Source organism: Bradyrhizobium erythrophlei, from assembly GCF_900129505.1.
GTDB lineage: Bacteria > Pseudomonadota > Alphaproteobacteria > Rhizobiales > Xanthobacteraceae > Bradyrhizobium > Bradyrhizobium erythrophlei_D.
In genome coordinates this window covers 723,540-749,503 of record NZ_LT670818.1, presented here as the reverse complement: position 1 = coordinate 749,503, position 25,964 = coordinate 723,540, and the positions used below count along the sequence as shown (strand labels likewise).

General features: G+C 63.5%; 23 protein-coding genes. 10 read left to right on the top strand and 13 right to left on the bottom strand.

The window, feature by feature from the left end; genetic code table 11:
* Nucleotides 1–213 precede the first annotated feature (213 nt).
* Both B5525_RS03535 and B5525_RS03530 read right to left on the bottom strand, forming a co-directional pair.
* Nucleotides 214–471, bottom strand: coding sequence for a hypothetical protein (locus B5525_RS03535; protein WP_079564695.1), 258 nt, complete (start codon nt 469–471; stop codon nt 214–216).
* Between the two features lie 140 nt (nt 472–611).
* Nucleotides 612–2,360 carry an adenylate/guanylate cyclase domain-containing protein gene (locus B5525_RS03530; RefSeq protein ID WP_079572889.1) on the bottom strand — a complete coding sequence of 583 codons (1,749 nt, stop codon included), beginning with the start codon at nt 2,358–2,360 and terminating at the stop codon, nt 612–614.
* Between the two features lie 355 nt (nt 2,361–2,715).
* Here B5525_RS03530 and B5525_RS03525 point away from each other — a divergent pair, with 355 nt between their 5' ends.
* Together B5525_RS03525 and B5525_RS03520 are read left to right on the top strand one after the other, a co-directional pair.
* Nucleotides 2,716–4,284 (top strand): glycosyltransferase family 39 protein, encoded by a 1,569-nt coding sequence (locus B5525_RS03525; RefSeq protein ID WP_079572887.1) that lies wholly within the window; start codon nt 2,716–2,718, stop codon nt 4,282–4,284.
* Between the two features lie 105 nt (nt 4,285–4,389).
* Entirely contained in the window at nt 4,390–4,683 is a 294-nt protein-coding gene (locus B5525_RS03520; RefSeq protein WP_079564693.1) for a hypothetical protein, read from the top strand.
* A 93-nt stretch (nt 4,684–4,776) separates the two neighbouring features.
* Here the strand turns inward: B5525_RS03520 and B5525_RS03515 are convergent, their stop codons facing one another.
* The gene (locus B5525_RS03515) at nt 4,777–5,802 is read right to left on the bottom strand and encodes a YcjF family protein (RefSeq protein WP_079564692.1); all 1,026 of its coding nucleotides are present in this window, start codon (nt 5,800–5,802) and stop codon (nt 4,777–4,779) included.
* Complete coding sequence (locus B5525_RS03510; protein ID WP_079564691.1) at nt 5,799–7,268, bottom strand: YcjX family protein; 1,470 nt, start codon at nt 7,266–7,268, stop codon at nt 5,799–5,801. The genes B5525_RS03515 and B5525_RS03510 overlap by 4 nt, the downstream gene beginning before the upstream one ends.
* A 181-nt stretch (nt 7,269–7,449) precedes the next feature.
* On the opposite strand from B5525_RS03510, the gene trhA reads away from it, so the two are divergent.
* Nucleotides 7,450–8,145, top strand: a complete 696-nt coding sequence (gene trhA, locus B5525_RS03505; RefSeq protein WP_079572885.1) for a PAQR family membrane homeostasis protein TrhA — start codon at nt 7,450–7,452, stop codon at nt 8,143–8,145.
* A gap of 26 nt (nt 8,146–8,171) precedes the next feature.
* Nucleotides 8,172–8,966 carry an SDR family oxidoreductase gene (locus B5525_RS03500; protein ID WP_079564690.1) on the top strand — a complete coding sequence of 265 codons (795 nt, stop codon included), beginning with the start codon at nt 8,172–8,174 and terminating at the stop codon, nt 8,964–8,966.
* 156 nt (nt 8,967–9,122) lie between these two features.
* Here the strand turns inward: B5525_RS03500 and B5525_RS03495 are convergent, their stop codons facing one another.
* Complete coding sequence (locus tag B5525_RS03495; RefSeq protein ID WP_079564689.1) at nt 9,123–9,593, bottom strand: MarR family winged helix-turn-helix transcriptional regulator; 471 nt, start codon at nt 9,591–9,593, stop codon at nt 9,123–9,125.
* 69 nt (nt 9,594–9,662) lie between these two features.
* Here B5525_RS03495 and B5525_RS03490 point away from each other — a divergent pair, with 69 nt between their 5' ends.
* On the top strand, nt 9,663–10,460 hold the full coding sequence (locus tag B5525_RS03490) for an SDR family NAD(P)-dependent oxidoreductase (protein WP_079564687.1): 798 nt from the start codon (nt 9,663–9,665) through the stop codon (nt 10,458–10,460).
* Nucleotides 10,461–10,467: 7 nt separating this feature from the next.
* On the opposite strand, the gene mdlC is transcribed toward B5525_RS03490, so the two are convergent.
* The 4 genes from mdlC to B5525_RS03470 form a co-directional block, all read right to left on the bottom strand.
* Nucleotides 10,468–12,093: a benzoylformate decarboxylase gene (gene mdlC / locus B5525_RS03485; protein ID WP_079564686.1), complete on the bottom strand. Its 1,626-nt coding sequence runs from the start codon at nt 12,091–12,093 to the stop codon at nt 10,468–10,470.
* Between the two features lie 125 nt (nt 12,094–12,218).
* Entirely contained in the window at nt 12,219–13,073 is an 855-nt protein-coding gene (locus B5525_RS03480; RefSeq protein ID WP_079564685.1) for an FAS1-like dehydratase domain-containing protein, read from the bottom strand.
* The gene (locus tag B5525_RS03475) at nt 13,070–14,200 is read right to left on the bottom strand and encodes a CaiB/BaiF CoA transferase family protein (protein WP_079564683.1); all 1,131 of its coding nucleotides are present in this window, start codon (nt 14,198–14,200) and stop codon (nt 13,070–13,072) included. The genes B5525_RS03480 and B5525_RS03475 overlap by 4 nt, the downstream gene beginning before the upstream one ends.
* A 9-nt stretch (nt 14,201–14,209) precedes the next feature.
* Nucleotides 14,210–15,379, bottom strand: coding sequence for an acyl-CoA dehydrogenase family protein (locus B5525_RS03470; protein ID WP_079564682.1), 1,170 nt, complete (start codon nt 15,377–15,379; stop codon nt 14,210–14,212).
* A gap of 119 nt (nt 15,380–15,498) precedes the next feature.
* Between B5525_RS03470 and B5525_RS03465 the strand changes: the two genes are divergently transcribed.
* Nucleotides 15,499–16,422: a LysR family transcriptional regulator gene (locus B5525_RS03465; RefSeq protein WP_079564681.1), complete on the top strand. Its 924-nt coding sequence runs from the start codon at nt 15,499–15,501 to the stop codon at nt 16,420–16,422.
* Between the two features lie 12 nt (nt 16,423–16,434).
* Here B5525_RS03465 and B5525_RS03460 read toward each other — a convergent pair whose 3' ends face one another.
* The 4 genes from B5525_RS03460 to B5525_RS03445 form a co-directional block, all read right to left on the bottom strand.
* The gene (locus B5525_RS03460; protein ID WP_244567821.1) at nt 16,435–17,025 is read right to left on the bottom strand and encodes a thiamine pyrophosphate-dependent enzyme; all 591 of its coding nucleotides are present in this window, start codon (nt 17,023–17,025) and stop codon (nt 16,435–16,437) included.
* A complete protein-coding gene (locus B5525_RS03455; protein WP_079564679.1) occupies nt 17,025–17,579 on the bottom strand; it encodes a thiamine pyrophosphate-binding protein in 555 nt (184 codons plus the stop codon). The genes B5525_RS03460 and B5525_RS03455 overlap by 1 nt, the downstream gene beginning before the upstream one ends.
* A gap of 207 nt (nt 17,580–17,786) precedes the next feature.
* A complete protein-coding gene (locus tag B5525_RS03450; protein WP_079564677.1) occupies nt 17,787–19,061 on the bottom strand; it encodes a cytochrome P450 in 1,275 nt (424 codons plus the stop codon).
* Between the two features lie 38 nt (nt 19,062–19,099).
* Nucleotides 19,100–20,371, bottom strand: coding sequence for a cytochrome P450 (locus B5525_RS03445; RefSeq protein ID WP_079564676.1), 1,272 nt, complete (start codon nt 20,369–20,371; stop codon nt 19,100–19,102).
* Between the two features lie 224 nt (nt 20,372–20,595).
* Here B5525_RS03445 and B5525_RS03440 point away from each other — a divergent pair, with 224 nt between their 5' ends.
* The 4 genes from B5525_RS03440 (at nt 20,596) to B5525_RS03425 (ending at nt 25,585) form a co-directional block, all read left to right on the top strand.
* Nucleotides 20,596–21,768 (top strand): isovaleryl-CoA dehydrogenase, encoded by a 1,173-nt coding sequence (locus tag B5525_RS03440; RefSeq protein WP_079564675.1) that lies wholly within the window; start codon nt 20,596–20,598, stop codon nt 21,766–21,768.
* 80 nt (nt 21,769–21,848) lie between these two features.
* Complete coding sequence (locus B5525_RS03435) at nt 21,849–23,066, top strand: DUF898 family protein (protein ID WP_079564673.1); 1,218 nt, start codon at nt 21,849–21,851, stop codon at nt 23,064–23,066.
* Between the two features lie 31 nt (nt 23,067–23,097).
* Entirely contained in the window at nt 23,098–24,183 is a 1,086-nt protein-coding gene (locus B5525_RS03430; protein ID WP_079564672.1) for a M48 family metallopeptidase, read from the top strand.
* Between the two features lie 298 nt (nt 24,184–24,481).
* Entirely contained in the window at nt 24,482–25,585 is a 1,104-nt protein-coding gene (locus B5525_RS03425) for an SAM-dependent methyltransferase (protein ID WP_079564671.1), read from the top strand.
* The last annotated feature ends 379 nt before the right edge of the window (nt 25,586–25,964 follow it).

The following is a 25,964-nucleotide window of genomic DNA, read 5'->3' as shown; positions in this document are numbered from 1 at the left end:
CGGACCGGCTGGCCCATCGCAGCGCTCACCGAATCAGCTCTTGGACCATATCATCATCGGGCATCCCCGGTCACATGGGCGCATTCTTATGGGCGTATTCCTACGGTGTGCCTGGCAGGCACCTGGCGATCGCCGAACCGGGCCGCGAAAACAAAACCCCGGCCGCGAACACGCGACCGGGGCTTTTGGAAGCAAGCGAAGCGCAGTCTGGGATCAATATTCGCAGACGTTGATGGTGCGCAGGCGATAGCCGAACGGGGTGGGCACGCGCCGCACCACATAGCAGCCGTCGTCGCCACCGCCGATATAGCCGATGCCGAAGCCGTGGCCGAAGTGGTGATGATGGAAGCCGCCGCCCCATCCGCCACCCCAGCCACCGCCCCACGGATGCGCGGAAGCGGCGGTGGGAGCCAGCGCCATCGCGCCGAGAGAAGCTGCGGCAACAAGTCCAAGCGTGAGTTTGCGTAACATAGTCGTTCTCCTTCGATGTGCGCCGTGGCGCGGGGTGATCGGTTCAGTCTTGCCCACCGCCCATCAGTCGCACTCTTTCGGAGCCGGGTTCGTTGATTTCGCGGGCAATTTTCTGAACGATCGTTCAGGTGTGCGCTGGATCACACAGCGACGGCGGAAGCGGCGATTTGCACATCGTTAACCAGCGCGGACAGCGTCTTCGCATCGCCGATCACATGGACAATCATCGGCTCGCTGCGTCCGCGTATCGTGACTTCCTGCTGCGGCAGCGCGTCGTCGGCGAGGCCTGCGGTGATGCGAACTTCTTCCGAGGCAATGGCTTCGCAGCCGATGCTCTTGGTCATGTCCTGCAGTCGTGCCGCGACATTGACGGCATCGCCGAGCGCGGTGAACACCATATGGTCGCGGTAGCCGATGTCGCCGATGATCACTTCGCCGCCGTGAATGCCGATGCCGAAGCGGAGCGGTTCGCGCAAATCATGGCTCAGGAATTGATTCAACTCGTCGACATTGACGGATATCATCGCCGCGGCCCGCAGCGCCTGGCGGCAGGCTACTTGCGGGCTGGCCGTAAGCCCGAACAGCGCCAATTGTCCGTCGCCGACGAACTGGTTGGGCTGGCCGCCGCATTCGATCACGGCCTGCGATACCGCGCCGAGGAAGCGATTGACGATGAACACGGTGTCGAAGGGAAGCTGCTTTTCGGCAAGCTTGGTCGAACCGCGCATGTCAACGAACATGCTGACCAGATAGCGCTCCTGGCCGATGCGATGCGGATGCGAGGCGTGCGCGTTGGCCGACATCGCGTGCGGCATGAACAGCTGGAAGAAGGAGAGGTCGGCCTCGGGGCGCAGCTGGCAGGCGAGGCGGATCGATGGGTCGGACGCGCCGACGCGGTCGAGCACGAAGGCTTCGCGCGGCGAGGGCTTCGGCAGCGTGCTGCAGTCGCCGATCACGCGAATCCGGCAGGTCGAGCAGCGGGCGCGGCCGCCGCAGACGCTGGCGTGCGGAACGTTGTGGCGCAGGCTCGCCTCGAGCACGCTGAGGCCCCTGGGCACCCGAACCGTGCGGCCATTGCCATAGGACAGGTTGATCATGCCGCCGCGGCGTTCGGCGATCGCGCGGACGCCGCGTGCCGCGAGCACCAATCCGAGCAGCCCCAGATAGCCGATCAGGAAATCATCCACGATGCTGTCGAGCACCTTCTGCTCGGCGGCAGTGCCGACCTGCTGCGGACCCAGATTTTCCGCTCGCCATTCGGCGCTCTCGCTGTCGGCGATGACGCTCCGGCCGCCCTGATAGATGCCGAGCATCGCCAGCGTCGGAATCAGGACCGCGGCCGCGAGCAGGAACGGCGCCGCGCGTTGATAGAAATTTCGCATCCGCAGCCAGAAATACAGCCCGATGCAGCCGTGGATCCAGGCGATCAGCAGCACCGCGTACATCTGCAGGATCCGGTAGGGCCACGCCACCCATTGGGCATAGAGCACCTGCGGATAGAACTTTTCATGCCCGAACAGCGTTTGGCCGAGCCGCACGCCGGCGATGTGGGCGATGATCAGTGCGGGAATGCTCAGGCCCAGCACGAGCTGCAGCGGCTCGATCGCCCTCCAGCGGAATTGCCGGCGCTGGTACAGTGCCCAGATGCCGAGACCGGCGTGCAGCAGCGCAGCGGTGTAAAACGTGATCGCGACGGGCAGAAATTGCCATAACACGGTGTGGTAATAGACGCCGTCGGCCAGGGCATCCATGGAGATGTTGCCGAGCGCGTGGTTGAGGAAATGGCTGACCAGATAGGCGAACAATACCAGCCCGCAGGCGAGACGAATCTGCCGGACACCGATGCCGCGGATGAGTTTTGTCAGCCGTTCCTGGGAAAATCGAGCCATGCGATTGGGTTGAGCGACCATGGGGAAGTGATCGGGGATAGTAGAGTTTAATTCCCGCCGGTACCACCGTCGGGGCGTCTACCTCCGAGTCGTTCCGGCGAAGGCCGGGACCCATTTGCCGTGAACTTGCGGCCTTGGCATCGTGGTAGAGACCACGAATGCCGGTGGTTCTCGGTCCCGGCCTTCGCCAGGCCTTCGCCGGGACGACGATCGAGCGTGCACGATCTGTCTCCGTTGACACCTCTTTCGGAGTCGGGGAAAAGGCGGCGTGACCATCGCCGCCGCCGATAGCATCGCAAAACCGCACAGTTCCGCTCTTCGGCAGTTGCTTGCCGTGGCGGCGCTGATCGCTGCGATGACGGTGCTGCGGATCGTCTACGCCAGCGTCATCGACCTGCGCACCGATGAGGCCTATTACTGGACCTGGTCGAAGGAGAGCGTGCTTTCCTTCCTCGACCACCCTCCCATGATTGCGTGGTTCATCCGCTTCGGCACGGCTATTTTCGGCGACACCAATCTGGGCGTACGTTTCGCCGGCATCCTGGCGATGCTGGCAACGCAACTCCTGCTCGCCGATATCGTCCGCCGCGTGACGCATGATTTCCGCGCCATCGCGCTTGTCGTGCTGATGCCGGAAGCCGCGCTCTATTACGGGCTGCTGATGGCCAAGGTCTCGCCCGACGTGGCGCTGATCCCGTTCGCGGTCGCGATGCTGTGGGCGCTGGTGCGGCTTGCCGAGAGCGGCGATGGCCGCTGGTGGCTCGCCGCCGGCGTTTTTGCCGGACTTTCACTGCTGTCCAAATTTACCGCGATGCTGTGGCTGCCGGCGGTCGCGGCCTTCATGCTGGTGCCTTCATGGCGCCGGCGCTGGCTGTCCAGCCCATATCCCTGGGCGGCGGCGCTGATTGCGGTGGCCGTGTTTTCGCCGGTCCTGATCTGGAATGCCGGGCATGACTGGGCGTCGTTCCGGTTCCAGTTCGTGCGCGCCTTCGCAGCGCATGAATTGTCGCTGCGCACCGTCGGCGATTTCATCGGCCTGCAATTCGGGCTGGTCGGTATCATCCTGATGCCGGTGGTGCTGTCGGGCGCGAGCATGATGGCGTGGCGCGGTTATCGCCGGGACGATGCGGTCGCCATCCTGCTGTCGACCGCCGTGCTCCTTCCCTTCCTTTATTTCCTCTGGAAATCGCTGACATTGCGGGTCGGCGATACCTGGCCGATGTTCATGTGGCCGGCCGGATTTGCCGCAGCCGCCATCAACATCGCGCTGCTGCCGCGGCAAGGCTATCCGGCATGGCTGGTGAGATCGGCGATCCCCTGGGCCAGGGCGGCTATCGTTTCCGGCATCATCTTCGTGGTGGCGGTCTTTCTCTATTATGTCGTCACCCCCTGGAATTTCCTCGGCAAGGTCGACCCGATCGGCGGCGAGGCGGGCTACGAGCAGGTCGCGGACCGGGCGCAGGCCGAGTTGCAGAAGACCGGCGCGACCTGGATCGCCACCACCGACTACCGGACCTATGCCATGCTGCGCTGGTTCTTCAACGGCCGCGTGCCGGTGATCCAGATCAACGAGCGCGGCCGCTTCATGGGCTTTGGCGACCCCGGCATGAATCTGATCAGGGGCCATGCCGGGCTCTATGTCGGCCGCGTACCCGACGACAGGAGCCCGCTCTGGGAGGACATTCCGGCGCACAGGGAGCCGCTGGAGCGCGTCGACCGCAACTGGCGCGGCATCGTGATGGACAGCTACGCCTTGGAGAAGCTGACCGGCTGGACACCCGAACTTTCGCCGCCACCGGACTCGCCGCTGTATCGCTGGCGCGTGCTGGCGGGCGAGGTCCACCTGCCATGGCGCGTTGCGGCCCTGGCGAACAGCGACGTCATGTCGCTCTCGTTCGAGGGCTCGCCTCGCGTTTCCGAATAATTTTCCGACTTGCCCGCAGGCTTAAGAATGCGTTAATCGCGTAATGTATGATGGTTTGGCACGGCGGCCCCCGCACGATTCGGAGCCGCGACCTGGAGATGAATCATGAGCAAGATCGCGCCAGCCATCCTGGCTGTGATGTTGGCTGCAAGCCCGCTTGTGTTGCCGCAGCCTGCAAGGGCGGAGAATGGCGAAATCGCCGCCGGCGTGGTGGGCGGATTGATCGGCGGCGCGCTGCTCGGCGGCGCCCTGGCGTCACGGCCTGCTCCGCCGCCCCCGCCTCCGGCCTATTATGCGCCGGCGCCGGTCTATGTCGAAGAGCCCGCTTGCCGGTTCGTCCGCGAACGCTACTGGGACGGCTATGACTGGCGTTTTCGCCGGGTCCAGGTTTGCGATTGACCGGAGCCTTTCCGCGCCCGCAGCTTCGGCAAGATGAAATCCAGCCGCCTTCGGGCGGCCATTTCGTTCGGCCCCGGTATCGCGCGGAAAAGGCTAGTCCTCGCCGTCGCGCTTGCGCAGCAGGTCCTTGGCGAGGTCGGCGAGCACCGGCCGCGGCAGGGCGGTGAATGGCAGCGGGCGGGTGACGTCGATGGCGGCAAGTCCGAGCCGCGCGGTCAAAAGCCCGTTGAGCACGCCTTCGCCGAGCCGCTGCGACAGCTTTGCCGCGATGCCATGGCCGAGCACCTGCTGGATCAGGCTGTCGCTGGCCGCCATGCCGCCGGTGATGGCGACGTGGGCGACGACATGACGCAGCAGCCTGAACATGCCGAGCGCGCCGGGTCGCCCGCCATAGAGCAGCGCCAGTTGCCGGATCAGACGCAGCGAGGCCACGAAGACAAAGAGCACGTCGACCAGCGCGCGGGGACTGACCGCGGTGACGATCGAAACCCGTTGCGCGGCCGACGACACCAGCCGGCGCGCCTCCTGGTCCAGCGGCGTCATCAACTCGCGCTCGGCCAGCCGGATCATATCGGCGCCGTCGATGATGTCGCCGGCATGGCCCTGCAGCGCGGCCCGGGCCCGCGCCAGATGCGGGTTCTGGTGCGCAAGTTTGATCAGGTCCTGCACGATGCCGCGGCTTTCGGCGCGGTCGTCGCTGACGAGCACCTCCGCGGCGCGCAGATGCAGTTTTTCGATGGTCGCAAGCCGCGCCAGCCCGAGCGCTTCGCGCGCGACCACAATGGCCAAGGCCAGCGCGGCGGCGGACGCAAAGCCGAGACCGAGAAAGCCGAGCCCCTCGCTGCGCGCGAACAGGTCTTCGATCAAATGGGTAACGCTGAGACCGAGACCGAGCAGGACCAGTCCGCCGACCGCGCTCCAGAACACCGTTCCCCAGGGAAAGCCGCGCCGCGCCGGGAGCAGCGGCGCTTCGACCGGGACCGGCAGCAGCGCGGGGTCGCTTTCCGGCGTGATGCGGACCGTGCCGCGCGAGGGGCGGCCGGTTTCATCCGCATCCATCACGATCACGCCGGGATCGCCGAGCTTGAAGGTCTGGGGCTTGCGGGGGCGCTCGCTCATTGCAGTCTGTCTCCGATCAGGAACTGGAGGGCGCGGTCGAGGCGGATATGAGGCAGGGTCGGGCTTTCTCCGTTCACATCTTCCAGCTGCGGCGGCCGGAAACGCAGAAAGCGGAAGTCGCTCTTCTCGGCGCTCGCGCTGGAGAGTCCGCGAAACGCATCTTCGCCGGCAAAGAGCCGTTCGGGGTCGGCGGGCAGGTCGCCCGGAAAGGTCGCGACCTCGCTAGTGCCGTCGAAGGCCTCGCCGCCCGCGGTCTCGCCGGGGGTGGGGGTTCCCAGGATCGAGGGCAGCTTGTCGCGCCCGCGCGTGACGGTGGCCTCGCGCGTGGCGCGCACCGCGGCCAGCGCCACCACATCGATCAGGGCACCGGTATCCTCCGCGCGTGCCACGGCGCCGGCCACGGTCCGCCGCAACACTGCTTCCAGCCGATCGTGGCTGGAATGGTGCAGGTGGTCGGCCTTGGTCGCGGCAAACAGGATGCGGTCGATCCGTGGCCGGAACAGGCTGCTCAAGAAGGTGCTGCGGCCGATCCTGAAGCAATCGAGGATTCCGGCCAGCGCCCCCTCGAGATCGTGCAGCGCTTCCGGTCCCGAGTTGAACGCGGAGAGCGCGTCGACCAGAACCACCTGGCGGTCCAGCCGGGCAAAATGATCGCGAAAGAACGGTCGCACCACCACGTCCTTATAGGCCTCGTAACGGCGGACCATCATCGCCCACAGCGAGCCTTCCGGTGCGGTGCCGTCGTTCGGCAAATCCAGCGGCGCAAAGGTCAGCGCCGGCGAGCCCGCAAGATTGCCCGGCATCAGGAAGCGGCCGGGCGGCAGCAGGCTCATGGCAAAGCGTTCGTCGCGGCAGGCGCGCAGATAATCGGTGAACAGCCGCGCTTGCGTCAGCGCGGCCTGCTCGTCTTCCTGTGCCTCCGCGCTCAGCGTCGCAAGATGCGCGTGCCATTGCGCCGCGAGCAGCGCGCGGGGTCGCTCCCGCGACAGGCCGAGGCTTTCGCGCGACCATTGTTCGTAGCTCTTGTTGAGCAGCGGCAGGTCGAGCAGCCATTCGCCGGGATAGTCGACGATATCGAGCGTCAGCGTGCGGTCCGCGCCATTTTGCCGCTGGTAGTCCATAACCAGTCGCAACTCGCTGATGTCGACCGTGGAGCTCGGCCAGCGCCGCTCCTCGATCAGGGTGCGGACGTGGTTCTCGTATGCAAAGCGCGGCACCGCGTCGTCGGGCTGCGGCGCCAGCCGCGCTTGCGCGATCCGCCCGCTGGCAAAAGGTTCGAAAACGGGAAACCGGCCGCCACGGGTGAGGCCGTGGATCAGCGCGGTAATGAAGACCGTCTTGCCGGCCCGTGAAAGCCCGGTGACGCCGAGTCGCACCGTCGGATTGAAGAAACCGTCGCCGTAGTCCAGCAAGGCCCGCGCCGACAGGCGTGCTTCCTCGACGATTTCGGAAAAACGGGGGGCCATGCGGGCGGAAATAACTCGATTTTGCGGGGCAATGACTGGAAACCTATCGGAAAGGTGGCGATTGGCGGTCCAAAATCAAGTTTCACACTAAGGACGCTATTTGAGCTGTAGGGTTTCAGGGTTCGTTGACCCCCAAAGAGCTATGATCTATCGCTCTCGCCAAGCAGCCTGTCGGACCTTCATGACCATTTTCCAACTGAAGCAACTCGCCTCGACCTCCGTCCATGCGGCGGCCGGCGCCATGCGCTGGAATTACGATCGGGCCGAACTGATCGCCGACGGCGTCGTGCACGGCATCGGCGTGTTCGGCGGCGTGGTCGCGGCGACGGTGCTGATCGTGCTCACCGCGATCTATGCCACTGGCCTCGAAGTCGCCGTGGTCTCGGTTTATGCCGCCGGCCTGCTCGCCATGCTGGTGCTGTCGGCAACCTATAATCTGTGGCCGGTGTCGCGCGCCAAATGGGTGCTGCGCCGCTTCGATCATTCGGCGATCTACATGCTGATCGCGGCGACCTATACGCCCTTCATCGCCCAGATGAAGGACAGTATCTTCGCGATCGCGCTTCTGATCGGCGTATGGTGCGTGGCGATTGTCGGCATCGTGATCAAGCTGGTGTTCCCGGGCCGCTTCGACCGGCTCGCGGTCGGCCTCTATCTGGCGATGGGCTGGAGCGGCTTCATGGTCTACGACCCCGGTGTGGCGTCGCTGCCGACACTGACGCTGTGGTTCATCGCCGCGGGCGGGCTGCTCTACAGTTTCGGCGTGATCTTTCACGCCTGGCAGCGGTTGCGTTTCCAGAACGCGATCTGGCATTCCTTCGTGCTGCTGGGCGCAGCCTGCCATTACACCGCCGTGCTCGATCTCGTCCTGAACTAAACGACATTCAAAAAGCCGAGGGTGCGATGCAGGTGGCGGGCAAAGTCGTGGTTGTCACCGGCGGCGCCAATGGCATCGGCAGGGCACTGTGCGAGGCGTTTCATCGCGCCGGCGCGGCCAAGGTGATCGTCGCCGATCTCGATATCCATGGCGCCAGGGCCGTTGCGGCCGCGGTCGACGGCGCGGCGTTCAAATGCGATGTCGCGCAGGAAAAGGACATCCTCCACGTCATCGAGGAGACCGAACGGCAGTTCGGCCCGATCGCGCTGTTCTGCTCCAATGCCGGCATCGGCGGCGGTTTTGACCCCTTGTCGGAGAATGCCGGCGGTCACTCCGACGAGCCGTTCATGAGGAGCTGGGCGATCCATGTGATGGCCCACGTCTACGCCGCGCGGCACCTGATCCCGCGCATGAAGGTGCGCGGCGGCGGCTACTTCCTCAACACCATTTCCGCCGCCGGACTGCTGTCGCAGGTCGGCAGCCCGGCCTATTCCACCACCAAGCACGCCGCGGTGGGATTTGCGGAGAATCTGGCGATCTCGCACAAGGCCGATGGCATCAAGGTGTCGATCCTGTGCCCGCAGGGCGTCGATACCAACATGCTGCGCTCGATCCCGAAAGGTCCGCAATCCGGCGATGGCGATCTGACGCCGGAGCAGGTGGCACAGGACGCGCTCAAAGGCATCGAGCAGGAAACCTTCGTCATCCTGCCGCATCCGCAGGTGCTGAACTACATGCGCAAGAAAACCGAAAATTACGACCGCTGGATCGCCGGCATGGCGAAGATCCAGGCCAGGATGCGCGAAGATTTCGGGAAGTGACGGAGTTCTTCCTCCGTCATTCCGGAATGGTGCGTTAGCACCATATCCGGAATCTCGAGATTCTCCGATGTGCAATTGCACATCGCAGCTCGATGCGGAGCCTGTCATCGGGCCGCGCTTTGCGCGGACCCGTTGGCATCGCCCCGGAATGACGACTTAGCTTACTTTCGCCAATTCGGTCTCCGCATCGCGGCCTGCCTTCAACGCTTTCGCGTAAATGCCAAGTCCATCGCGCACGATCTGCCGTTCTTTCTCGGTCAGCCCCGCGAGCGCGCCGGCCACCTGCCGACGGCCGAAATCGTGAAGGGCGGCCAGCGTACGCCGCCCCTTCGGCGTCAGCGATAAAGGCTTGATCCGCGCATCGTCCGCGTCGGACGCCTCCTTCAGTTCGCCGCACTCGACCAGCTTGCGCACCATGCGGCTGACGCTCGACTTCTCCAGATGCAGGATGTCAGCCAATTGAACCGAGGTCATCGGCCCGCGGGCGCCAATTTCCAGGATGGTATGGACCGCTGACGGCGGGTAATCCGTCGCGGCCACCGTCGCCTCCATGAAGCCGAGTTCGCGAACCATCTGCCGGGACGCGGCACGAATGTCGTCGATGAGGGCCAGTTCCGCGGCAGGCATTTCTTGACTCCGATGAGAAAGTTGTATCATACAACTATCTGCCGGTGCAAGTTTCGGGAGTTGGGTGGGATGAGCGAGCCGATTGCGGCCGATGCGCCTCTGCACGCGATAGCGAGCCGGATGAAGCGAAAAGTCTGTCTGGTGACCGGCGGCGGCAGCGGCATCGGCCGGGCTGCCGCAATCAAGATGGCCGACGAGGGCGCGGCGGCGGTCGTCATCGCGGGCAGGCGCGAGGCGGAGATCGAATCCACGGCGGCCGAGTGCCGAACCTTGGGGGCGGAGGCGCTCGCGATCAAGGCCGACGTTACCCGGGAGGATGACGTCGAGCGTCTCGTCCGCGCCGCGGTCGAGCGTTACGGCGGGCTCGACGCCGCGTTTAACAATGCCGGCTTCCAGGAACGGCGCGCGCCCCTCGAACAACAGGGCAGCGCCGTTTATGACGAGGTATTCGACGCCAATGTGCGTTCCATCTTCCTCTGCCTTCGCCATCAACTGCCGGTGATGTTTTCGCGCGGCGAGGGCAGGATTGTCGTCAATGCGTCGGTCAGCGGCATCCGGAATCCGAACGCCGGCCTGTCGCTCTACTCCGCCTCCAAGGCGGCGGCGATCTCGCTGACGCGGTCGGCGGCGATGGAGGCCGCGCCGCGCGGCGTGAGGATCAACGCCATCGCACCGGGCCGTGTCGTCACCGACATGATGCTGCGCTCCGGCGTGGGCGACATGTCCGCCGTCGCGGCGGGCCTGCCGCTGCGACGGATGGGAAAAACTGACGAAGTCGCCGAAGCCGTGGTCTGGCTGCTCTCAGACGCGGCGTCCTATGTGGTCGGTCATGTCCTTGCCGCGGACGGCGGTTTTTTGGCTTCGTGAGCGGCGCTCAGCTCTTCTGCGCGTAGAGCAGCGGCACCGCGGAGTCCACCATCACCTCGATCAGGCTGGCGCCTTGATGCGCAAACCCGCGCTTCAGCGCCGGCGCCAGTTCCGATGCTTTTGCCACCCGCACGGCGTCGCACCCCATGCCTTCGGCGAGCTTCACAAAATCGATGCCGGGCAGGTCGAGGCCGGGCACATTGCGCACCTGCATCACTTGGCTGAATGAGCGCATCGCGCCGTAGCCTGCATTGTTGATCACCACCACCGTCAGCGGCAGTTTTCGTTGCGCCGCCGTCCAAAGCGCCTGGATCGAATACATCGCCGAGCCGTCGCCGATCAGGCAGACGGTCCTGACGCCGGGACGGCCGAGCGCCATGCCGGCCGCGGCGGGGAGGCTGTAGCCGAGCCCGCCGCTCGCCATGGTGTAGAAACTGTCCTGGCCGCGCATCGGCATGAATTTCTGCATCGCCGGGCGGTGCGAGGGGGCTTCCTCGACCAGCACGGCATCCTCAGGCATCGCGGTCCACAGCGCGTGCAGCAGATATTCGACCGGAATCGGATCGCCCGCGGACGGGGCGGGAGGCAAGATGCGGCCCGCCGGCACCGCGCGTTTGGTCTCAGGCAGCAATTCCAACAGCAGCGTTAGCGCCGGCTTGATGGTGGCGATGATGCTGGTGCCGACCGGGGTGACCGCGGCGGCGGTGGAATCGTCGGTGATTTGGAAAATCGTGGTCGCGCCGTCGAAGATCGCAGCAACGCCCTCGACATGGAAGGTGAAGACCGGCGCGCCGACGACGACCACCAGATCATGCGCGCGAAGCGCGTCCGACAACTGCGCCGGCGAGGCATGCAGGAAGCCCGCGAACTGCGGATGCCGCTCCGGGAAACTGCAGCGCGCCGAAAACGGGCTGACCCAGACCGACGCTTTTGTCTTCTCCGCAACCCGCACCATCAGTTCGACGGCCTCTGCGCGATCGACGCCGGGGCCGACCACCAGCGCCGGGTGCTTGCTGGCCGCGAGCGCTGTGGCGAGCGCCTGCATCGCACTTCTGTCGGGACCGAGCTCGCGGCTGACCTGCCGCGCCTCGACCGGTTGCGTCGGATGGGTCCAGTCGTCGATCGGCACCGAAACGAAGGTCGGCCCGCAGGGCGGCTGCATCGCCACGTAATAGGCGCGCGCGATCGCCGCCGGCACGTCCTCGGCGCGTGCGGGCTCGACCGAGAATTTGACGTAGGGCCTGGGAAATTCCGAAGCGCGCTCGGCATAGAGAAACGCCTGCAGCGGCAGGATGCTGCGCGCCTGCTGGCCCGCGGTAATGACCAGCGGGGTCTGGTTGCGGTGCGCCGTATAGATATTGCCGAGCGCATTGCCGACGCCGGCGGCGGAATGCAGATTGACGAACCCGGCGTTGCGCGTGGCCTGGGCGTAGCCGTCGGCCATGCCGATCACGGAGGCTTCCTGCAGGCCCAGCACATAATCGATGTCGTCGGGCCAGTCGCTCAGGAACGGCAATTCGGTCGAGCCGGGATTGCCGAACACTTTCTTGATGCCGAATGCGCGCAGCAAATCGAGCGTGGCCTGTTTGACACTGACGGATGCGCCGGTGGTTTTGCTGGGTTTGCGGGACAATGCGGTGCGCCCTTAGTGAATAGTTCGAATTGCATCAGCCGTCATTGCGAGGAGCGAAGCGACGAAGCAATCCACACTTCCCGCGCGGATGGATGGATTGCTTCGCTTCGCTCGCAATGACGGTGTCACCACGTCGCGGTGCCCTTCATGGTGGGCTGGCCTTCCGAATTCGCGGTCCACAATTCCATGCCGGCATCGGTGTCGTTGGCGTTGACGCTGAACTCGCTGCCTTCGAACAGCGGCTGCAGCCCGCGATAGCCAAGTTTCTTCGGCGCCGCACCGCCATGGAGTTTTGCGGCGAGCTCGACGATAAAGGCCGCCTGCAGCGGGCCGTGGAAGATCAGGCCGGGATAGCCTTCGACCTTGGTGACGTAGTCGCGGTCGTAATGGATGCGGTGGCCGTTGAAGGTCAGCGCCGAATAGCGAAACAGCAGCACGGGATCGGCCATGTGGGTTTCGCGGTGCTTTGCCGCGGGCGGCGCGGCTGCCGGTTTGGCTGCTGCTGTGGCCGGCGCGGTCGAGATATCGCGATAAACGATATCCTGCCGCTCGCGCAGCGCAGTACCGCGCGATGTCGTGACCAGATGGTCGACCGAAACAAAACACAACACACCGGTGCTGCCGGTCTTCATGGTGACGTCGGCGATGCGCGAGGTCCGCGTCACCTCGTCGCCGACGCGCAAGGCGTCGAAGAATTCCAGTTCTCCGCCGGCCCACATCCGGCGCGGCAGTGGTACCGGCGGCAGGAAGCCGCCGCGGGTCGGATGGCCGTCGGGGCTAAGCTCCGACATCGGATAAACCGGCCGCGCCAGGCACCAATGCACGGTCCACGGCGCGGCATCGCCCGGCCTGGGATCGCCGATCTCCCTGAACAACGTGGCGCGCAGGCCTTTTACCAGTTGCGCGGTGACGATGTCGGAGGCCTGGCTGCTGCGGCCGATCCATTGGCGCAAATGGTCGAGATCGGGTTGGTCGGTCATGACGATGTTGTCCGAACAGGAGGAGGTTTTGCGTTTGCGTGGCGCTCGCCGATGCCGGGCACCGCGCCGTAGTGACGTGGCGCACCGACGACGATGGCCGCCGGCGCGGGATAGCTCACCGGCCCCTTTGGCGTATCGACCTCGATCCGCCGCAGATGCGGGTGATGCGCGAGGTCGGCCATGGTGTTGACCTCGGCAAAGGCGATGTCGGCGTCGGACAGGCGCTTGAGCAGCTCGTCGCGGGCCATGGTGGCAAAGCTGTCGCCGACGGCCTTGTCGGTGAGGGCGCGGTTGCGGACGCGCTCCACCATGTTGGCAAACCTGGGATCGCCGGGCAGGTCCGGCTGCCCCAAGACATCCGCGCACAGCTTCTTCCATTCGCGTTCGCTCTGGATCGAAATCAGGATGTCCTTGCCGTCCCTGGAGCGGAACACGCCGTAGGGCGCGATCGAGGGATGCGCGAGGCCGAGCCGCTGCGGCGGATTGCCGCCTTCCGCATTGAGTAGCGGCACCGTGAGCCAGTCGGCCATCACGTCGAACATCGAAATCCGGATGTCCGCGCCCTGGCCGCTGCGTGAGCGCGCGATCAGCGCTTCGAGGATCGCGGCATGCGCGGTAGCACCGGTGGCGACGTCGACGATCGACACGCCGACGCGGGAAGGACCCTCAGGCCCGCCGGTGATCGAGGCCAGCCCGCTCTCGGCCTGGATCAGGAGATCGTAGGCCTTGCGATGCGCATAGGGGCCGTCGTCGCCATAGCCGGAAATGGTGCAGCAGATCAGCTTTGGATAATCCCGGCGCAGGCGCTCCAGCGCAAAGCCGAGCTTGTCCATCGAGCCGGGTTTCAGGTTTTGCAGCAGCACGTCGGCGCCGGCGATCAGCTCTTCGAGGTTGGCACGGCCCTCCTTGGTCGCGAGGTCGATGACCGCGGAATCCTTGCCGCGGTTGAGCCAGACGAAATAGCTGCTCTGGCCGTTTGCGGCCGCATCATAGCCGCGGGCAAAGTCGCCCTCGGGGCGCTCGATCTTGATGACATGGGCGCCGGCGTCGGCCAGCCGCGAACTGCAGAACGGCGCGGCGACCGCCTGTTCGACGGCGATGACGGTCAGTCCTTCAAGCGGCAGCATCTTGTGTTCTCAGTAGGAGCGGGGCATGCCCAGCACGTGCTCGGCGAGGTACGATAAAATCAGATTGGTCGAAATCGGCGCCACTTGATAGAGTCGGGTTTCGCGGAATTTGCGTTCGACGTCGTATTCCTCGGCAAAGCCGAAACCGCCATGGGTCTGCACGCAGGCGTTGGCGGCCTCCCAGGACGCATCGGCCGCCAGCATTTTAGCCATGTTAGCCTCGGCGCCGCAATCGAGCCCCGCCTCGTATTTGCGGGTGGCTTCTCTCACCATCAGCTCGGCTGCGCGCATCGCCGCATAGGCCTTGGCAATGGGAAACTGGATGCCTTGATTCTGGCCGATCGGGCGGCCGAACACGACGCGCTCCTTGGCATAGGCGGAGGCCTTGGCGATGAACCATTTGGCGTCGCCGACGCATTCGGAAGCGATCAGGATGCGTTCGGCGTTCATGCCGGAGAGGATGTAGCGGAACCCCTTGCCTTCCTCGCCGATCAGGTTTTCCGCCGGCACCTCCATGTCGGTGAAGAACACTTCCGTGGTGGCGTGATTCATCATGGTGCGGATCGGGCTGATCGAGAGCCCGTGGCCCTTCGCAGCCTTCATGTCGACGATGAACACCGACAGGCCGTCGGTGCGCTTTTTCGATTGCTCCTTCGGCGTGGTGCGCGCCAACAGGATCATCAGGTCGGAATATTCGGCCCGGCTGGTCCAGATCTTCTGGCCGTTGACGATATAGTCGCCATTGTCGTCTTTCTTCGCAAACGTCTTCAGCGAGGAGGTGTCGGTGCCGCTGCTCGGCTCGGTGACACCGAATGCCTGTAGCCGCAACTCGCCGGTGGCGACCTTCGGCAGCCATTTTGCCTTCTGCTCGTCGCTGCCGTGCCGCAGCAGCGTGCCCATGGTGTACATCTGGGCGTGGCAGCCGCCGCCATTGCAGCCGGCGCGCTGGATCTCTTCCAGGATCGCGGCCGCGGCGGATAGCTTCAGGCCCGCGCCGCCATACTCCTCGGGGATCAGTACCGAGAGATAGCCGGCTTCGGTCAAGGCATCGACGAAGGCCTTGGGGTAGGCCATCTCGCGGTCGAGCTTGCGCCAGTATTCGCCCGGGAATTGCGCGCACAGCTTGGCGACGGCGTCGCGGATGTCGGAATAGTCTTCTTGTTGTTCTTGTGCGGTCATTTGATTTGCTGGCGGTCGCGTTGCGTTGATTGCGGATGGACTCGCTGTTGTGAAACCGACGTAAAGTTCCTATGCTCAATTGTTATAGCGTATTAACCGGCATTCCAAGATTGGCAAGTATGGATTTCCGTCAGCTCAGGACGTTCAGTTGCGTTGCGGAACTCGGCAGCCTCAGCAAAGCCTCCGACACATTGCGGGTAGCACAGCCGGCGCTCAGTCGTCAGATCAAACTTCTTGAGCATGAACTGCGGGCCGAGCTCTTTACCCGGAATGGCCGCGGCATGGTCCTGACCGAGGCTGGCCGCCTTCTTCTCGCGAGGACGGCGGGCATCGTCAGGCAAATCGATCAGATTCGCGACGATATCCAATCCTCGGGAGGACCACCGTCCGGACGCGTGGTCCTGGGGCTCGTTCCCACAGTGAGTTCTGTGATTTCTGCACGGCTCGCGCGACGGACCGTCGAAAGCTTCCCCGGCATATCGCTCTGCATCGTGGAAAGCTACAGCGGGCATCTCATCGAATGGTTGCACCGCGGGCAGATGGACATTGCAGTCATCTACGGGCCATCGGTCGACCTGCATCTGACCGTTCAAAGCCTCGGCCGTGACAGAATCGTGGCTGTGGGACCGCGCGGCTGCGGACTGGCGCGGAAAAAGCAGGTGGAGATTGGCTGGCTCCTGCGACAGAGGCTGGTTTTGCCAAGTCATTCGCACGGGCTCCGGGCGCTTATCGAGCAATCGGCGGCGAAGAAGAAATTGAAGCTCGATGTCCAGGTCGAAGCCGATTCCTTCCGGGTTCTCACCAGCCTCGTCGAGGAAGGGCTGGGATACGCGTTGTTGCCGCCGTCGTCGGTACGGAACGAAGTTGCCGACGGCCGACTTGAAACTGCCGCGATTTCCAACCCGGCCCCGATCCGCGAACTCACCATTGCTTCCCCTATCGACCATCCGGGCTCGACAGCTATCACGCTCGTCACCAACCTTCTCCGCGACGAAATCGGCGCGTGCCGTGCGGAAGGCCTCTGGGATATCAATCTAACGTGAATCGTCGTCACGTTATGTAACGGGCAGACCGAGGTTTTCCCGGAACCGATTTTTCAGAAATGCTCCATCGCGAGGCGGCAATGCGCGTTCGAGGTGGCCCGTGGCGATACGGATTCGCGCAAGCCGCGGCCCGTCCTCGATGCTTTGCAACTTGCTGCGAAAGTCAGTGACGCCTTTGATGTCGGTTATTTCGGTGACCGAGCGCAAGCCTGCCCCAGTGGCAATCACATCGAGCTGTGCCCCAAGGCCGGAATGGCTGACCTGCATCCCTGTCTCGCCAAAATGACCGTTGTCGAGAATAACGATCGTCAGATTTCCCGGCTTCTTCGCTGCGATGGTCAGCAGACTGCCGATACCCATCAGCTGCTCGCCATCGCCGGTGATGACGGCGACCGGCCGCCTCGGCTGGGCAAGTGCGACGCCGAGGCCGACCATCGCCGCGCCACCCATCGCGCCCCACAAATAGAAATTTCCGGCGTGCTCACCGGCATCGAACACGTCGTAGGAGGACGATCCGAGGCCGGTCACGACGAGCAAATCTCCGCGATCGACCAGCAGTGCCGTGACCGCTTCACGGCGGTTGAGCGTGAAATTCTGCGCCATCACAGTGTCTCCGTCCATTTCTTGCGGCCGAGCATACGCTGCGAAATGAGGACCGCGACTTGCTGGTCGCTTTCGAACGCCAGCGAAGCGGCTGCTGAAATAACCTCTTCCGCATCTTCGGGCCGGTCGAGCCTGAGTACGGTCACGCCCATGATTTCCAGGGCTTGCGGCGTCGCTTTTCCCATCGGGATTTGCCACGGGTTGAATTCCGCCCATTCGCCGCGCATCGTCACAAGCGTGAGGAACGGAAGGCGGCAGCTCGCTGCGAGCGAGAACATGTTCACGCAATTGCCGACACCGCTCGATTGCATCAGGAGCACCGCGCGGTCCCCGCCGAGCCAGGCGCCTGCGCTCAGCGCGACCCCTTCCTCCTCCGTTGTCAGGACTGTCGTCTGGATGGCGCTATCGCCGTGCGAGAGCTTGATCAGCTCCGAGTGGCCGGCATCGGGGACATAGGAAATCTGCGATACGCCAGACGCCTTCAGCGTTGTGTAGATCTGGAACGGCCAGTCCTGACCTGCCTTGACATCATCCCTGACAGCAACATCGTCCATAGCGGCCCCGGTTCTGGGTCACGTCTCAGCGCGTGACCATGGCCAAGCCTTAGAACAGAAAGCCGCGGCGCTCCCTTCTCATCTGGTTCATGCTGTCATGCCGCGATTGTATAGGGGTGCTTGAGCGGTGGGCACGACGCAAAGACCGCCTTTCCCCACCCTGCGATCTCGACACATAGGGTGGGCAAAGCGCAAGCGTGCCCACCACTATGCCGGAATACGTACCGGTAACGACTCGATGCCGCGCACGAAGCTGGAATAGACCCGCTTCGGTTGGCCTACCACCTCGATGCGGTCGAAGCGCTTCAGCATTTCCTGCCACACGATCTTCAATTGCAGTTCGGCGAGCCGCATGCCGACGCAGCGGTGGATGCCGAAGCCGAACGAAAGATGGGTCCGCGGCCGGGCGCGGTCGATGATGAATTCGTCGGGGTTCTCGATGCCTTCTTCGTCGCGGTTGCCGGAGACGTACCACATTACCACGCGGTCGCCCTTCCTGATCGTCTTGCCGCCGATTTCGGTATCGACCAGGGCGGTGCGGCGCATATGGGCGAGCGGGGTCTGCCAGCGAATGACCTCCGGCACCATGGAGTCGATCAGCGCCGGATTGGCGCGCAGCTTTTCGTACTGATCCGGGTATTCGTTCAGCGCCAGCACCGAGCCCGACATGGTGTTGCGGGTGGTGTCGTTGCCGCCGACGATGAGCAGGATGATGTTGCCCATCAGATTGTCGGGATCCATGTGCCGCGTGGCCTCGCTATGCGCCATCATCGAGATCAGGTCGTTTCTCGGCTCGGCGTTGACGCGCTCGTTCCACATTTTGGAAAAAAAGGCCGCGCATTCGTCCATCTCGGTCCGGCGCTGTTCCGCCGATTCGACGATGCCGCCCTTCGGCAGCGCAGTGGAGACATCGGACCAGCGCGTCAGCTTGCGGCGCTCCTCGAAGGGAAAGTCGAACAGGGTGGCCAGCATCTGGGTGGTCAGTTCGATCGACACCCGGTCGACGAAATCGAAGGTCTCGTTGCGCGGCAGGCCGTCGAGCACCTTGGCCGTGCGGGCGCGGATCAGGATCGCGAGTTCGTCCAGATGCGTCGGCGTGAACATCGGAGAGACGGTCTTGCGCTGCTCGGCATGCCGCGGCTGGTCCATCGCGATGAAGCTCGGCCAGTCGTAGCCGGGTGGCACGTCGCGGATCGAGATGCCGCCGAGCGAGACGTCGGAAGAGAAGATGCCGTGATTGGTGTCGACATGCATGATGTCGTTGTATTTGGTGACCGACCAATAAGGTTCGATCGGCGAGTTGGTGCAGAAGTGCACCGGCTCTTCGCTGCGCAGCCGCTCGAACCACGGCCACAGCGTATCGTTCTGGAACAGCCGCGGCGCGCCGGGATGAAAATCCTTCAGCGGGGTGGAATAGGCCTCTTCGCGCGCCAGGCGCAGAAGCTCGGCCTTGTCGGCCCGGACTGAAGTCTGGATGTTCATCGTTCCTCGTTCAAAAATGGCTGTCTGCGACGGCGCGCTCAGCCGGCGATCCGCACCGGGAGGGTCTCGTAGCCTTTGACAAAACTCGAATACACCCGCCTGGGCTCGTCGACCACCTCAATATTGTCGAAGCGCTTGAGGATCTCTTCCCAAATGATCTTCAGCTGCAGCTCAGCGAGCCTCAGGCCCACGCAGCGGTGAATGCCGAACCCGAACGAGATGTGGGTGCGTGGCCGCGCCCGGTCAATGATGAACTCGTAGGGACGGTCGATCACCTCCTCGTCACGGTTGCCCGAGACGTACCACATCACGACCTTGTCACCCTTCTTGATCTGCTTGCCGCGGAACTCGATGTCCTCGAGCGCGGTCCGGCGCATGTGCGCCAGCGGTGTCTGCCAGCGGATCACTTCCGGAACGAAGGTGTCGATCAATGCGGGGTTTTCGCGCAGCTTCTTGTATTGGTCCGGATGCTTGTTCAGCGCATAGACGCTGCCCGACAGCGTGTTGCGGGTGGTATCGTTGCCGCCGACGATCAGCAGGATCAGATTGCCGAGGAAGTTTTTCGGGTCCATGTCGCGCGTGGCTTCGCTGTGCGCCATCATCGACAACAGGTCGCTTTTGGGCGGCTGATCGATGCGCTCCTTCCAGAGCTTCGCGAAATAGCCCGCGCATTCCATGAGCTCGGCCTGCCGCGCTTCTTCGGTCGCGACCAGTCCGTCGGGCCCGGGAATCGTTGTCGCGACGTCGGACCAGCGCGTCAGCTTGCGGCGGTCCTCCCAGGGAAAGTCGAACAGCACGGCGAGCATCTGCGTGGTCAGTTCGATCGAGACCCGGTCGACCCAGTCGAACACCTCGTTCACCGGCAGATTGTCGAGGCATTCGGCCGAGCGCTTGCGGATGCTGATCGCGAGCTGGTCGAGATGCGTCGGTGTGAACATCGGCGCCACGGTCTTGCGCTGGGCGCCGTGGCGCGGCTGATCCATGGCGATGAAGCTTTCGCGGCGCAGTTCGGGCGCGATGTCGCGGATGGTGATGCCGCCGAGATAGGCCGCCGACGAAAACACCGCATGATTGGTCTCGATGTCCATGATGTCGTTGTATTTGGTCACCGACCAATACGGCCCGAACATGCTGTCCTTGCAGTAATGGACCGGATCGTCCTTCCGGAGCCGGTCGAAATATGGCCAGAAGGTATCGGAACGAAACAATTCGGGATCGCCGGGATTGAATTGCGCAAGCGGCATGGATTGGGCCTTGTCCCGCGCGGCGTTCAGGTTGATGGTTTCGGCGGAATCGATCGTCCCGTGCATCGGGCAGCTCCCTGATTGCCCCCTCCGTGGCAGGGTCCGGAGGGTGGTCGTTCGAGCGAATTACAGCCCTTCGCGCGTGCCAGAGCAAGGGCGAGTTTTGTCGCGGCCGCTGGTATACATCCGAAGCCCCGTTCTCGGCGCCGTCGGGCCGTGACAAGCCTATTTCCAGAGATTAAGGCTGTAGCCGAGAAACGCAGCGCTATTTGCCCGGAGGCCGCCCGACCATGATCCCCAACGCGCAACGGATGTTCAATTTCGATCTCGGCGAGACCGCCGACGCCATCAGGGAAACCGTGCAGGCCTTCTCCAGCAATGAGATCGCGCCGCGCGCCGCCGAGATCGACAGAAGCAATCAATTCCCCAGGGATCTCTGGCCGAAGATCGGCGCGCTGGGCCTGCACGGCATTACCGTGGAGGAGGAGTATGGCGGCTCGGGGCTCGGTTATCTCGAGCACTGCATCGCGGTTGAGGAAATTTCGCGGGCGTCGGCGTCGGTCGGCCTTTCCTACGGCGCGCATTCCAATCTCTGCGTCAACCAGATCCGCCGCAACGGCAGCGAGGCGCAGAAGCGCAAATACCTGCCGAAACTGATTTCCGGCGAACATGTCGGATCGCTGGCGATGTCGGAGCCGAACGCCGGCTCCGACGTGGTCTCGATGGCGACCCGCGCCGAGAAGAAAGGCGATCGCTTCGTCATCAACGGCAGCAAGATGTGGATCACCAACGGTCCGGCCGCCGATACGCTGGTGGTCTATGCCAAGACCGACGCCGCGGCGGGCTCGCGCGGCATCACCGCCTTCATCATCGAAAAGGGCATGAAGGGATTTTCCACCGCGCAAAAGCTCGACAAGCTCGGCATGCGCGGCTCGGATACCTGCGAGCTGGTGTTCGAGAATTGCGAGGTGCCGGAAGAGAACGTGCTCAGCCAGGTCGGCGGCGGCGTCAACGTCCTGATGTCGGGCCTCGACTACGAGCGCGCGGTGCTGGCCGCGGGCCCGCTCGGCATCATGCAGGCGTGCATGGATGTGGTGCTGCCCTACGTGCATGAGCGCAAGCAGTTCGGCCAGCCGATCGGCACCTTCCAGCTGGTGCAGGGCAAGATCGCCGACATGTACACCACGATGAACGCGTCGCGCGCCTATGTTTACGCGGTGGCAAAGGCCTGCGACCGCGGCGAGACCACGCGCGAGGACGCCGCCGGCGCCATCCTCTACGCCGCCGAGAAGGCGACCCAGTGCGCGCTCGACGCCATCCAGTTGCTCGGCGGCAACGGCTATATCAACGACTATCCGACCGGGCGGCTGCTGCGCGACGCCAAGCTCTACGAGATTGGCGCCGGCACCAGCGAAATCCGCCGCATGCTGATCGGTCGGGAGCTGTTCGAGAAATCCGCGTAAACTTGTTCGAACGAAGTTACCCCTTGGGCGACTAATGTTGGTTCGGAATGTGATTTCGCTATTTTTTATGGAATTGATCGATGAATCAGATGCTCGTCACGCCGCCGGCACTGCCGGGTTTGGTTGCATTTTCCGGCGAGCGCGGTGAATTCCGCCGGCTGGCGACGCGGGGAGCGCTGCTCGAACTCGTCACCGTCGGATTTTATCGTTTTTGGCTCGCCACCGACATCAGGCGTCATCTGTGGTCGCACACCAGCGTCGATGGCGACGCCTTCGAATATACCGGACGCGGCAAGGAATTGCTGATCGGATTCCTGTTCGCGCTCGCGATCGTCGCGCCGGTCTATCTGGCCTATTTTCTGGTCGGCCTCGAAGCCGAACGCTTCAAGGCTTTCGCCAGTTTTCCCCTGGTCGCCTTCTTTTATATCTTCGGACAGTTCGCGATCTACCGGGCGCGCCGCTATCGCCTGACCCGCACGGCGTGGCGCGGCGTGCGGTTCTGGATGACGGGTTCGGGGTGGGCCTATGCGGCGCGGGCGGCGCTGTGGACGCTGCTGTTGCCGCTCACCCTCGGGCTGATCCTGCCATGGCGGGAGGCGGCGCTCGAGCGCTACAAGATGGCGCATTCCCATTACGGCGATCTGCAGGGCCGTTTCGAAGGCCGCGGCTCCGAACTCTTCAAGCGCGGCTTGTGGATATGGCTGGTGGCGGTCGTTACGGTTCTCGTACCGATACTCGCCATCCCACTGGCCAAATCGTCTCCCGGACTCTTGCCTCTCGCCAAAATTATTTCCGGCGCGGCGGGATTGTTCATCCCGATTGGCGCGCCGTTCCTCTACGGCATCTTCAAAGCCGTCGAATGGCGCTGGTGGATCTCGGGCATCCGGTTTGGCGAGGTCCGGCTCGAATCGGCCTTGCCGCGCGGAGCGCTGTTCGGCCTTTACTGGAAAGTAATCGGCTGGTTCCTGCTGGTGGCCGCCGTTTTCATGGGCTATCTCTTTCTTTCCGCGACCGCGGTGGCGAGCCTTACCGGCACGCCGATCGCGAAGATTTTCACCCCCGGCAATTTGCAGGGGGGCGTTCCGATTCTGGTCCTGGCGGGGATCGGCTATCTCGGCTTCATCCTGGCATTGAACGTCGTAATGCGGGTCTATTTGTTGGGCGATCTCTGGGTGAGATTGGTCGGCGCGACGACGGTCTACGGCATGGATGCCGCGGCAGACGTCGCCGCCAGGGGCGAGCTGGCAAGCGCCGTCGGCGAGGGCCTCGCCGACGGGCTCGACGTAGTCGGGTTCTAGCGCATGAACCCGTGCAGCGATGGATAACGGGATGGAAAATACGTCGGCGCCCGCAGCTGGCGGCGCCGCGATCTATTTCGACGGCAAATCCAGTCGGCGCCGTCTGGTGTCGCTGGCCTTCAACGATCGGCTCGAACTCCGGGAGTCGCCGGCGGAAGTGACCGCATGGAATTATGCGGAGATCCGCCGCGCCGACAGCCCGCCCGGCACGCTTCGTGTCACCTGCCTGACCGCGCCCGCACTGGCGCGGTTGGAAATCCGCGATGCGGCAATGGCGGCCGAGCTCGTGGCCCGCTGCGATCGGCTGGATGACAATGTCCCGGGACGGCATGGCGTCGCCGCGATCGTCGGCTGGTCGGTGGCCGCGGCGGTTTCGATCGTCGCCGTGGTGCTGTTCGGTGTGCCGCTGGTGGCCGATCGGCTGACGCCTTTGGTGCCGCAGGCGTTCGAGCAGCGGCTCGGCGAGGTCGCGGACCGGCAGATCAAGGCGATGTTCGGCGGCAGGGTTTGCAGCACTGCGGCGGGACAGGCCGCGCTGGAGAAGCTGGTCGATCGCGTCAGGGACGAGGCCGGGCTCGACATCTCGGTCCGAACCGCCGTGCTGTCGACGCCCGTTCCCAACGCTTTCGCGCTGCCCGGCGGCACGGTCTATGTGTTCAAGGGCCTGCTGGCGCGGGCGGAAAATCCCGACGAGATCGCCGGCGTGCTCGCGCACGAGTTCGGCCACCTCCGGCATCGCGACAGCACGCGCAACCTGATCTACAATGGCGGCACCTCGTTTCTGATCGGCCTGCTGTTCGGCGACATCACGGGATCGGGCGCCCTGATCTTCGCCTCGCGCTCGCTGGTGACGTCGTCCTATTCGCGCGAGGCGGAGCAGAACGCCGACAGCTTTTCGATCGACACGATGCACCGGCTCGGCCGGTCGCCGAAGGCGATGGGCGAGTTGATGCTGCGCGTCACCGGCAAGGAAGAGGACAAGGGCCTGACCATCCTGTCGAGCCACCCGCTGACGGAAGATCGCCTGGCGCGCATGAAGAGCGAGGAGCGGCCCCTGACCGGGCCGCCGCTGCTGACCGCCGACGAATGGGCGTCGCTGAAGGCGATCTGCGGTTAAGCCGTGAACCCATGAATTCAGAATGGTCGGCGGACGTCCGCTTTGGCGCGCGCATTACAGACGCAGACGTCGCGTGAGGTCCGAAAAATGACACATTTGAAGACATGCCGATTGAGCTCAATAATGTCCGCCGATCGGGGAAGACCGGAAGTGGCTGGCCGAGGGTCAAAATGAGGAATGAGCTACCTCTACCGGGCTCCCCAAGAAGAGCATAAAATCGCATAATAACGCACGGTGCTAACTGATCGACGTGAGAATCCATCGCTTTCAGAGCGTTTCAGCCGTCACAGGAGCAACCTTGGACATTGTTCTGGCGTTTCAGTTGGTCGTGGCGATCGTCATCGCGTTGTTCGTAGCGTACAACGTTTTTCATTACGCCCTTTTTCTCCTGGTGACTCAACCCAAGGACGCGAGCAAGATCGGCCACGAGTTGAATCAATTTGAGCAGCGTCAACTGATCGAGTGGACACCGCAGCCGAGCGACTTTCTCAAGCACGACGACGAGAAGCGTACATATGATGACGTGTTCGGCACGTATCGCGACGAGCAAGCGAACTACAGCACGTGCGTTTTCCCCCGCGTCGCATTTTCGCGTCCCTACGATGCCGAATACGTTCTTCTGGCGCCGAAGGACGGGATGCGGCTGTTGGATCTCGGGTGCGGATCTGGCGCGGCGGCCTACTACCTCGCCAGCCGGCGAGATATCAAAATTGTGTGCGTGACCAATTCATCCGTGCAAGCGGACATGTGCCGCCGGAAATTTACAGAACTGGGTGGGCGTGGACAGGTGATCGTCACCGACTTCGACAGCCTCGATCTGCCGAGTGGAAGTTTTGACGCCATCTATGCGCTAGAATCGATCGGCTACACCAAAAACTTGGACGCTTGGCTGGAGCGCTGCTGGCGGATGCTCAAGCCGGGAGGAAGCCTGTTAATCCGTTCACCGGGGTCGTTGGATCATTGTCGGCGTAAAGAGGATTACCTGAGCGTCACCGTCTTCTTCGACAACTGGCGCTACAATTTTGTTGGCGCTAATCTTCTCGTCTACAAGATGCGCCGACTCGGCTTCGACCCGATCCGTTATCGGCGACTGCCATTCTGGGCCTGGGGCCTCACGTGGAACTTCATTCAACACTTGGTGTTGTGGAAGTATCGGCTAAAGATGCGCACATTCGTGGAATTGGAACGGATCATTTGGCGCACTTCGAAGGTATTTGTTTTCGGCAACCCGTACAACACGGTGCTGGCTACCAAGCCTGAGGCAGCATCTTGTTCCCGGCAGGACGAACGCAACATAGTTATTATCCTATCAGATCGCTCGCGTGAGATTATCCGCCTGTTTGAAGAGCTACACCGGAAACGCCACGGCACCGCGCGAGGTCCGGAGAAGGCCGCTCGGTAGATGCTCTGCCGGGGTCGTGCTCAGGAACCACTTCCGCCTGGGTCAAATAGTCGAAATACTGAGAACGAATCCGCCCTCAATATTCGCCGTCGCGTTAAAGTCGGAGAACGCAATGCAGAGCCTTTCTCTGCATCCTCTCGTAATTATTCAATTCTATAGATAGACAGCGACGAAATAGCGAGCCGCAGCGTGGTTGTCCGTTGTTGGCAGATATTGTTGCAAAAGTCGAAAATCGAGCTGCTCCGAAAATCTCGCGAAAGTTGATTCTTGGACATTCGTGCCGCTGCAAGGCCCTGTAGTGGCGCTACGAAGGTCCATGGCCGCTTTTGCGTGAAACGATGTGGTCCCTCATATCGCCACGCGCGAAACGCATCAGCGG

What these genes read in the sequence shown, in the direction of transcription:
- B5525_RS03510 (WP_079564691.1), bottom strand. Translation starts at nt 7,268, where the DNA reads ATGGCCCCCCGTTTTTCCGAAATCGTCGAGGAAGCACGCCTGTCGGCG.
- B5525_RS03465 (WP_079564681.1), top strand. Translation starts at nt 15,499, where the DNA reads ATGGATTTCCGTCAGCTCAGGACGTTCAGTTGCGTTGCGGAACTCGGC.
- B5525_RS03455 (WP_079564679.1), bottom strand. Translation starts at nt 17,579, where the DNA reads ATGGACGATGTTGCTGTCAGGGATGATGTCAAGGCAGGTCAGGACTGG.
- B5525_RS03480 (WP_079564685.1), bottom strand. Translation starts at nt 13,073, where the DNA reads ATGACCGACCAACCCGATCTCGACCATTTGCGCCAATGGATCGGCCGC.
- B5525_RS03430 (WP_079564672.1), top strand. Translation starts at nt 23,098, where the DNA reads ATGGAAAATACGTCGGCGCCCGCAGCTGGCGGCGCCGCGATCTATTTC.
- B5525_RS03470 (WP_079564682.1), bottom strand. Translation starts at nt 15,379, where the DNA reads ATGACCGCACAAGAACAACAAGAAGACTATTCCGACATCCGCGACGCC.
- B5525_RS03520 (WP_079564693.1), top strand. Translation starts at nt 4,390, where the DNA reads ATGAGCAAGATCGCGCCAGCCATCCTGGCTGTGATGTTGGCTGCAAGC.
- trhA (WP_079572885.1), top strand. Translation starts at nt 7,450, where the DNA reads ATGACCATTTTCCAACTGAAGCAACTCGCCTCGACCTCCGTCCATGCG.
- B5525_RS03450 (WP_079564677.1), bottom strand. Translation starts at nt 19,061, where the DNA reads ATGAACATCCAGACTTCAGTCCGGGCCGACAAGGCCGAGCTTCTGCGC.
- B5525_RS03435 (WP_079564673.1), top strand. Translation starts at nt 21,849, where the DNA reads ATGAATCAGATGCTCGTCACGCCGCCGGCACTGCCGGGTTTGGTTGCA.
- B5525_RS03475 (WP_079564683.1), bottom strand. Translation starts at nt 14,200, where the DNA reads ATGCTGCCGCTTGAAGGACTGACCGTCATCGCCGTCGAACAGGCGGTC.
- B5525_RS03500 (WP_079564690.1), top strand. Translation starts at nt 8,172, where the DNA reads ATGCAGGTGGCGGGCAAAGTCGTGGTTGTCACCGGCGGCGCCAATGGC.
- B5525_RS03495 (WP_079564689.1), bottom strand. Translation starts at nt 9,593, where the DNA reads ATGCCTGCCGCGGAACTGGCCCTCATCGACGACATTCGTGCCGCGTCC.
- B5525_RS03525 (WP_079572887.1), top strand. Translation starts at nt 2,716, where the DNA reads ATGACGGTGCTGCGGATCGTCTACGCCAGCGTCATCGACCTGCGCACC.
- B5525_RS03490 (WP_079564687.1), top strand. Translation starts at nt 9,663, where the DNA reads ATGAGCGAGCCGATTGCGGCCGATGCGCCTCTGCACGCGATAGCGAGC.
- B5525_RS03535 (WP_079564695.1), bottom strand. Translation starts at nt 471, where the DNA reads ATGTTACGCAAACTCACGCTTGGACTTGTTGCCGCAGCTTCTCTCGGC.
- B5525_RS03445 (WP_079564676.1), bottom strand. Translation starts at nt 20,371, where the DNA reads ATGCACGGGACGATCGATTCCGCCGAAACCATCAACCTGAACGCCGCG.
- B5525_RS03515 (WP_079564692.1), bottom strand. Translation starts at nt 5,802, where the DNA reads ATGAGCGAGCGCCCCCGCAAGCCCCAGACCTTCAAGCTCGGCGATCCC.
- B5525_RS03530 (WP_079572889.1), bottom strand. Translation starts at nt 2,360, where the DNA reads ATGGCTCGATTTTCCCAGGAACGGCTGACAAAACTCATCCGCGGCATC.
- B5525_RS03440 (WP_079564675.1), top strand. Translation starts at nt 20,596, where the DNA reads ATGATCCCCAACGCGCAACGGATGTTCAATTTCGATCTCGGCGAGACC.
- B5525_RS03460 (WP_244567821.1), bottom strand. Translation starts at nt 17,025, where the DNA reads ATGGCGCAGAATTTCACGCTCAACCGCCGTGAAGCGGTCACGGCACTG.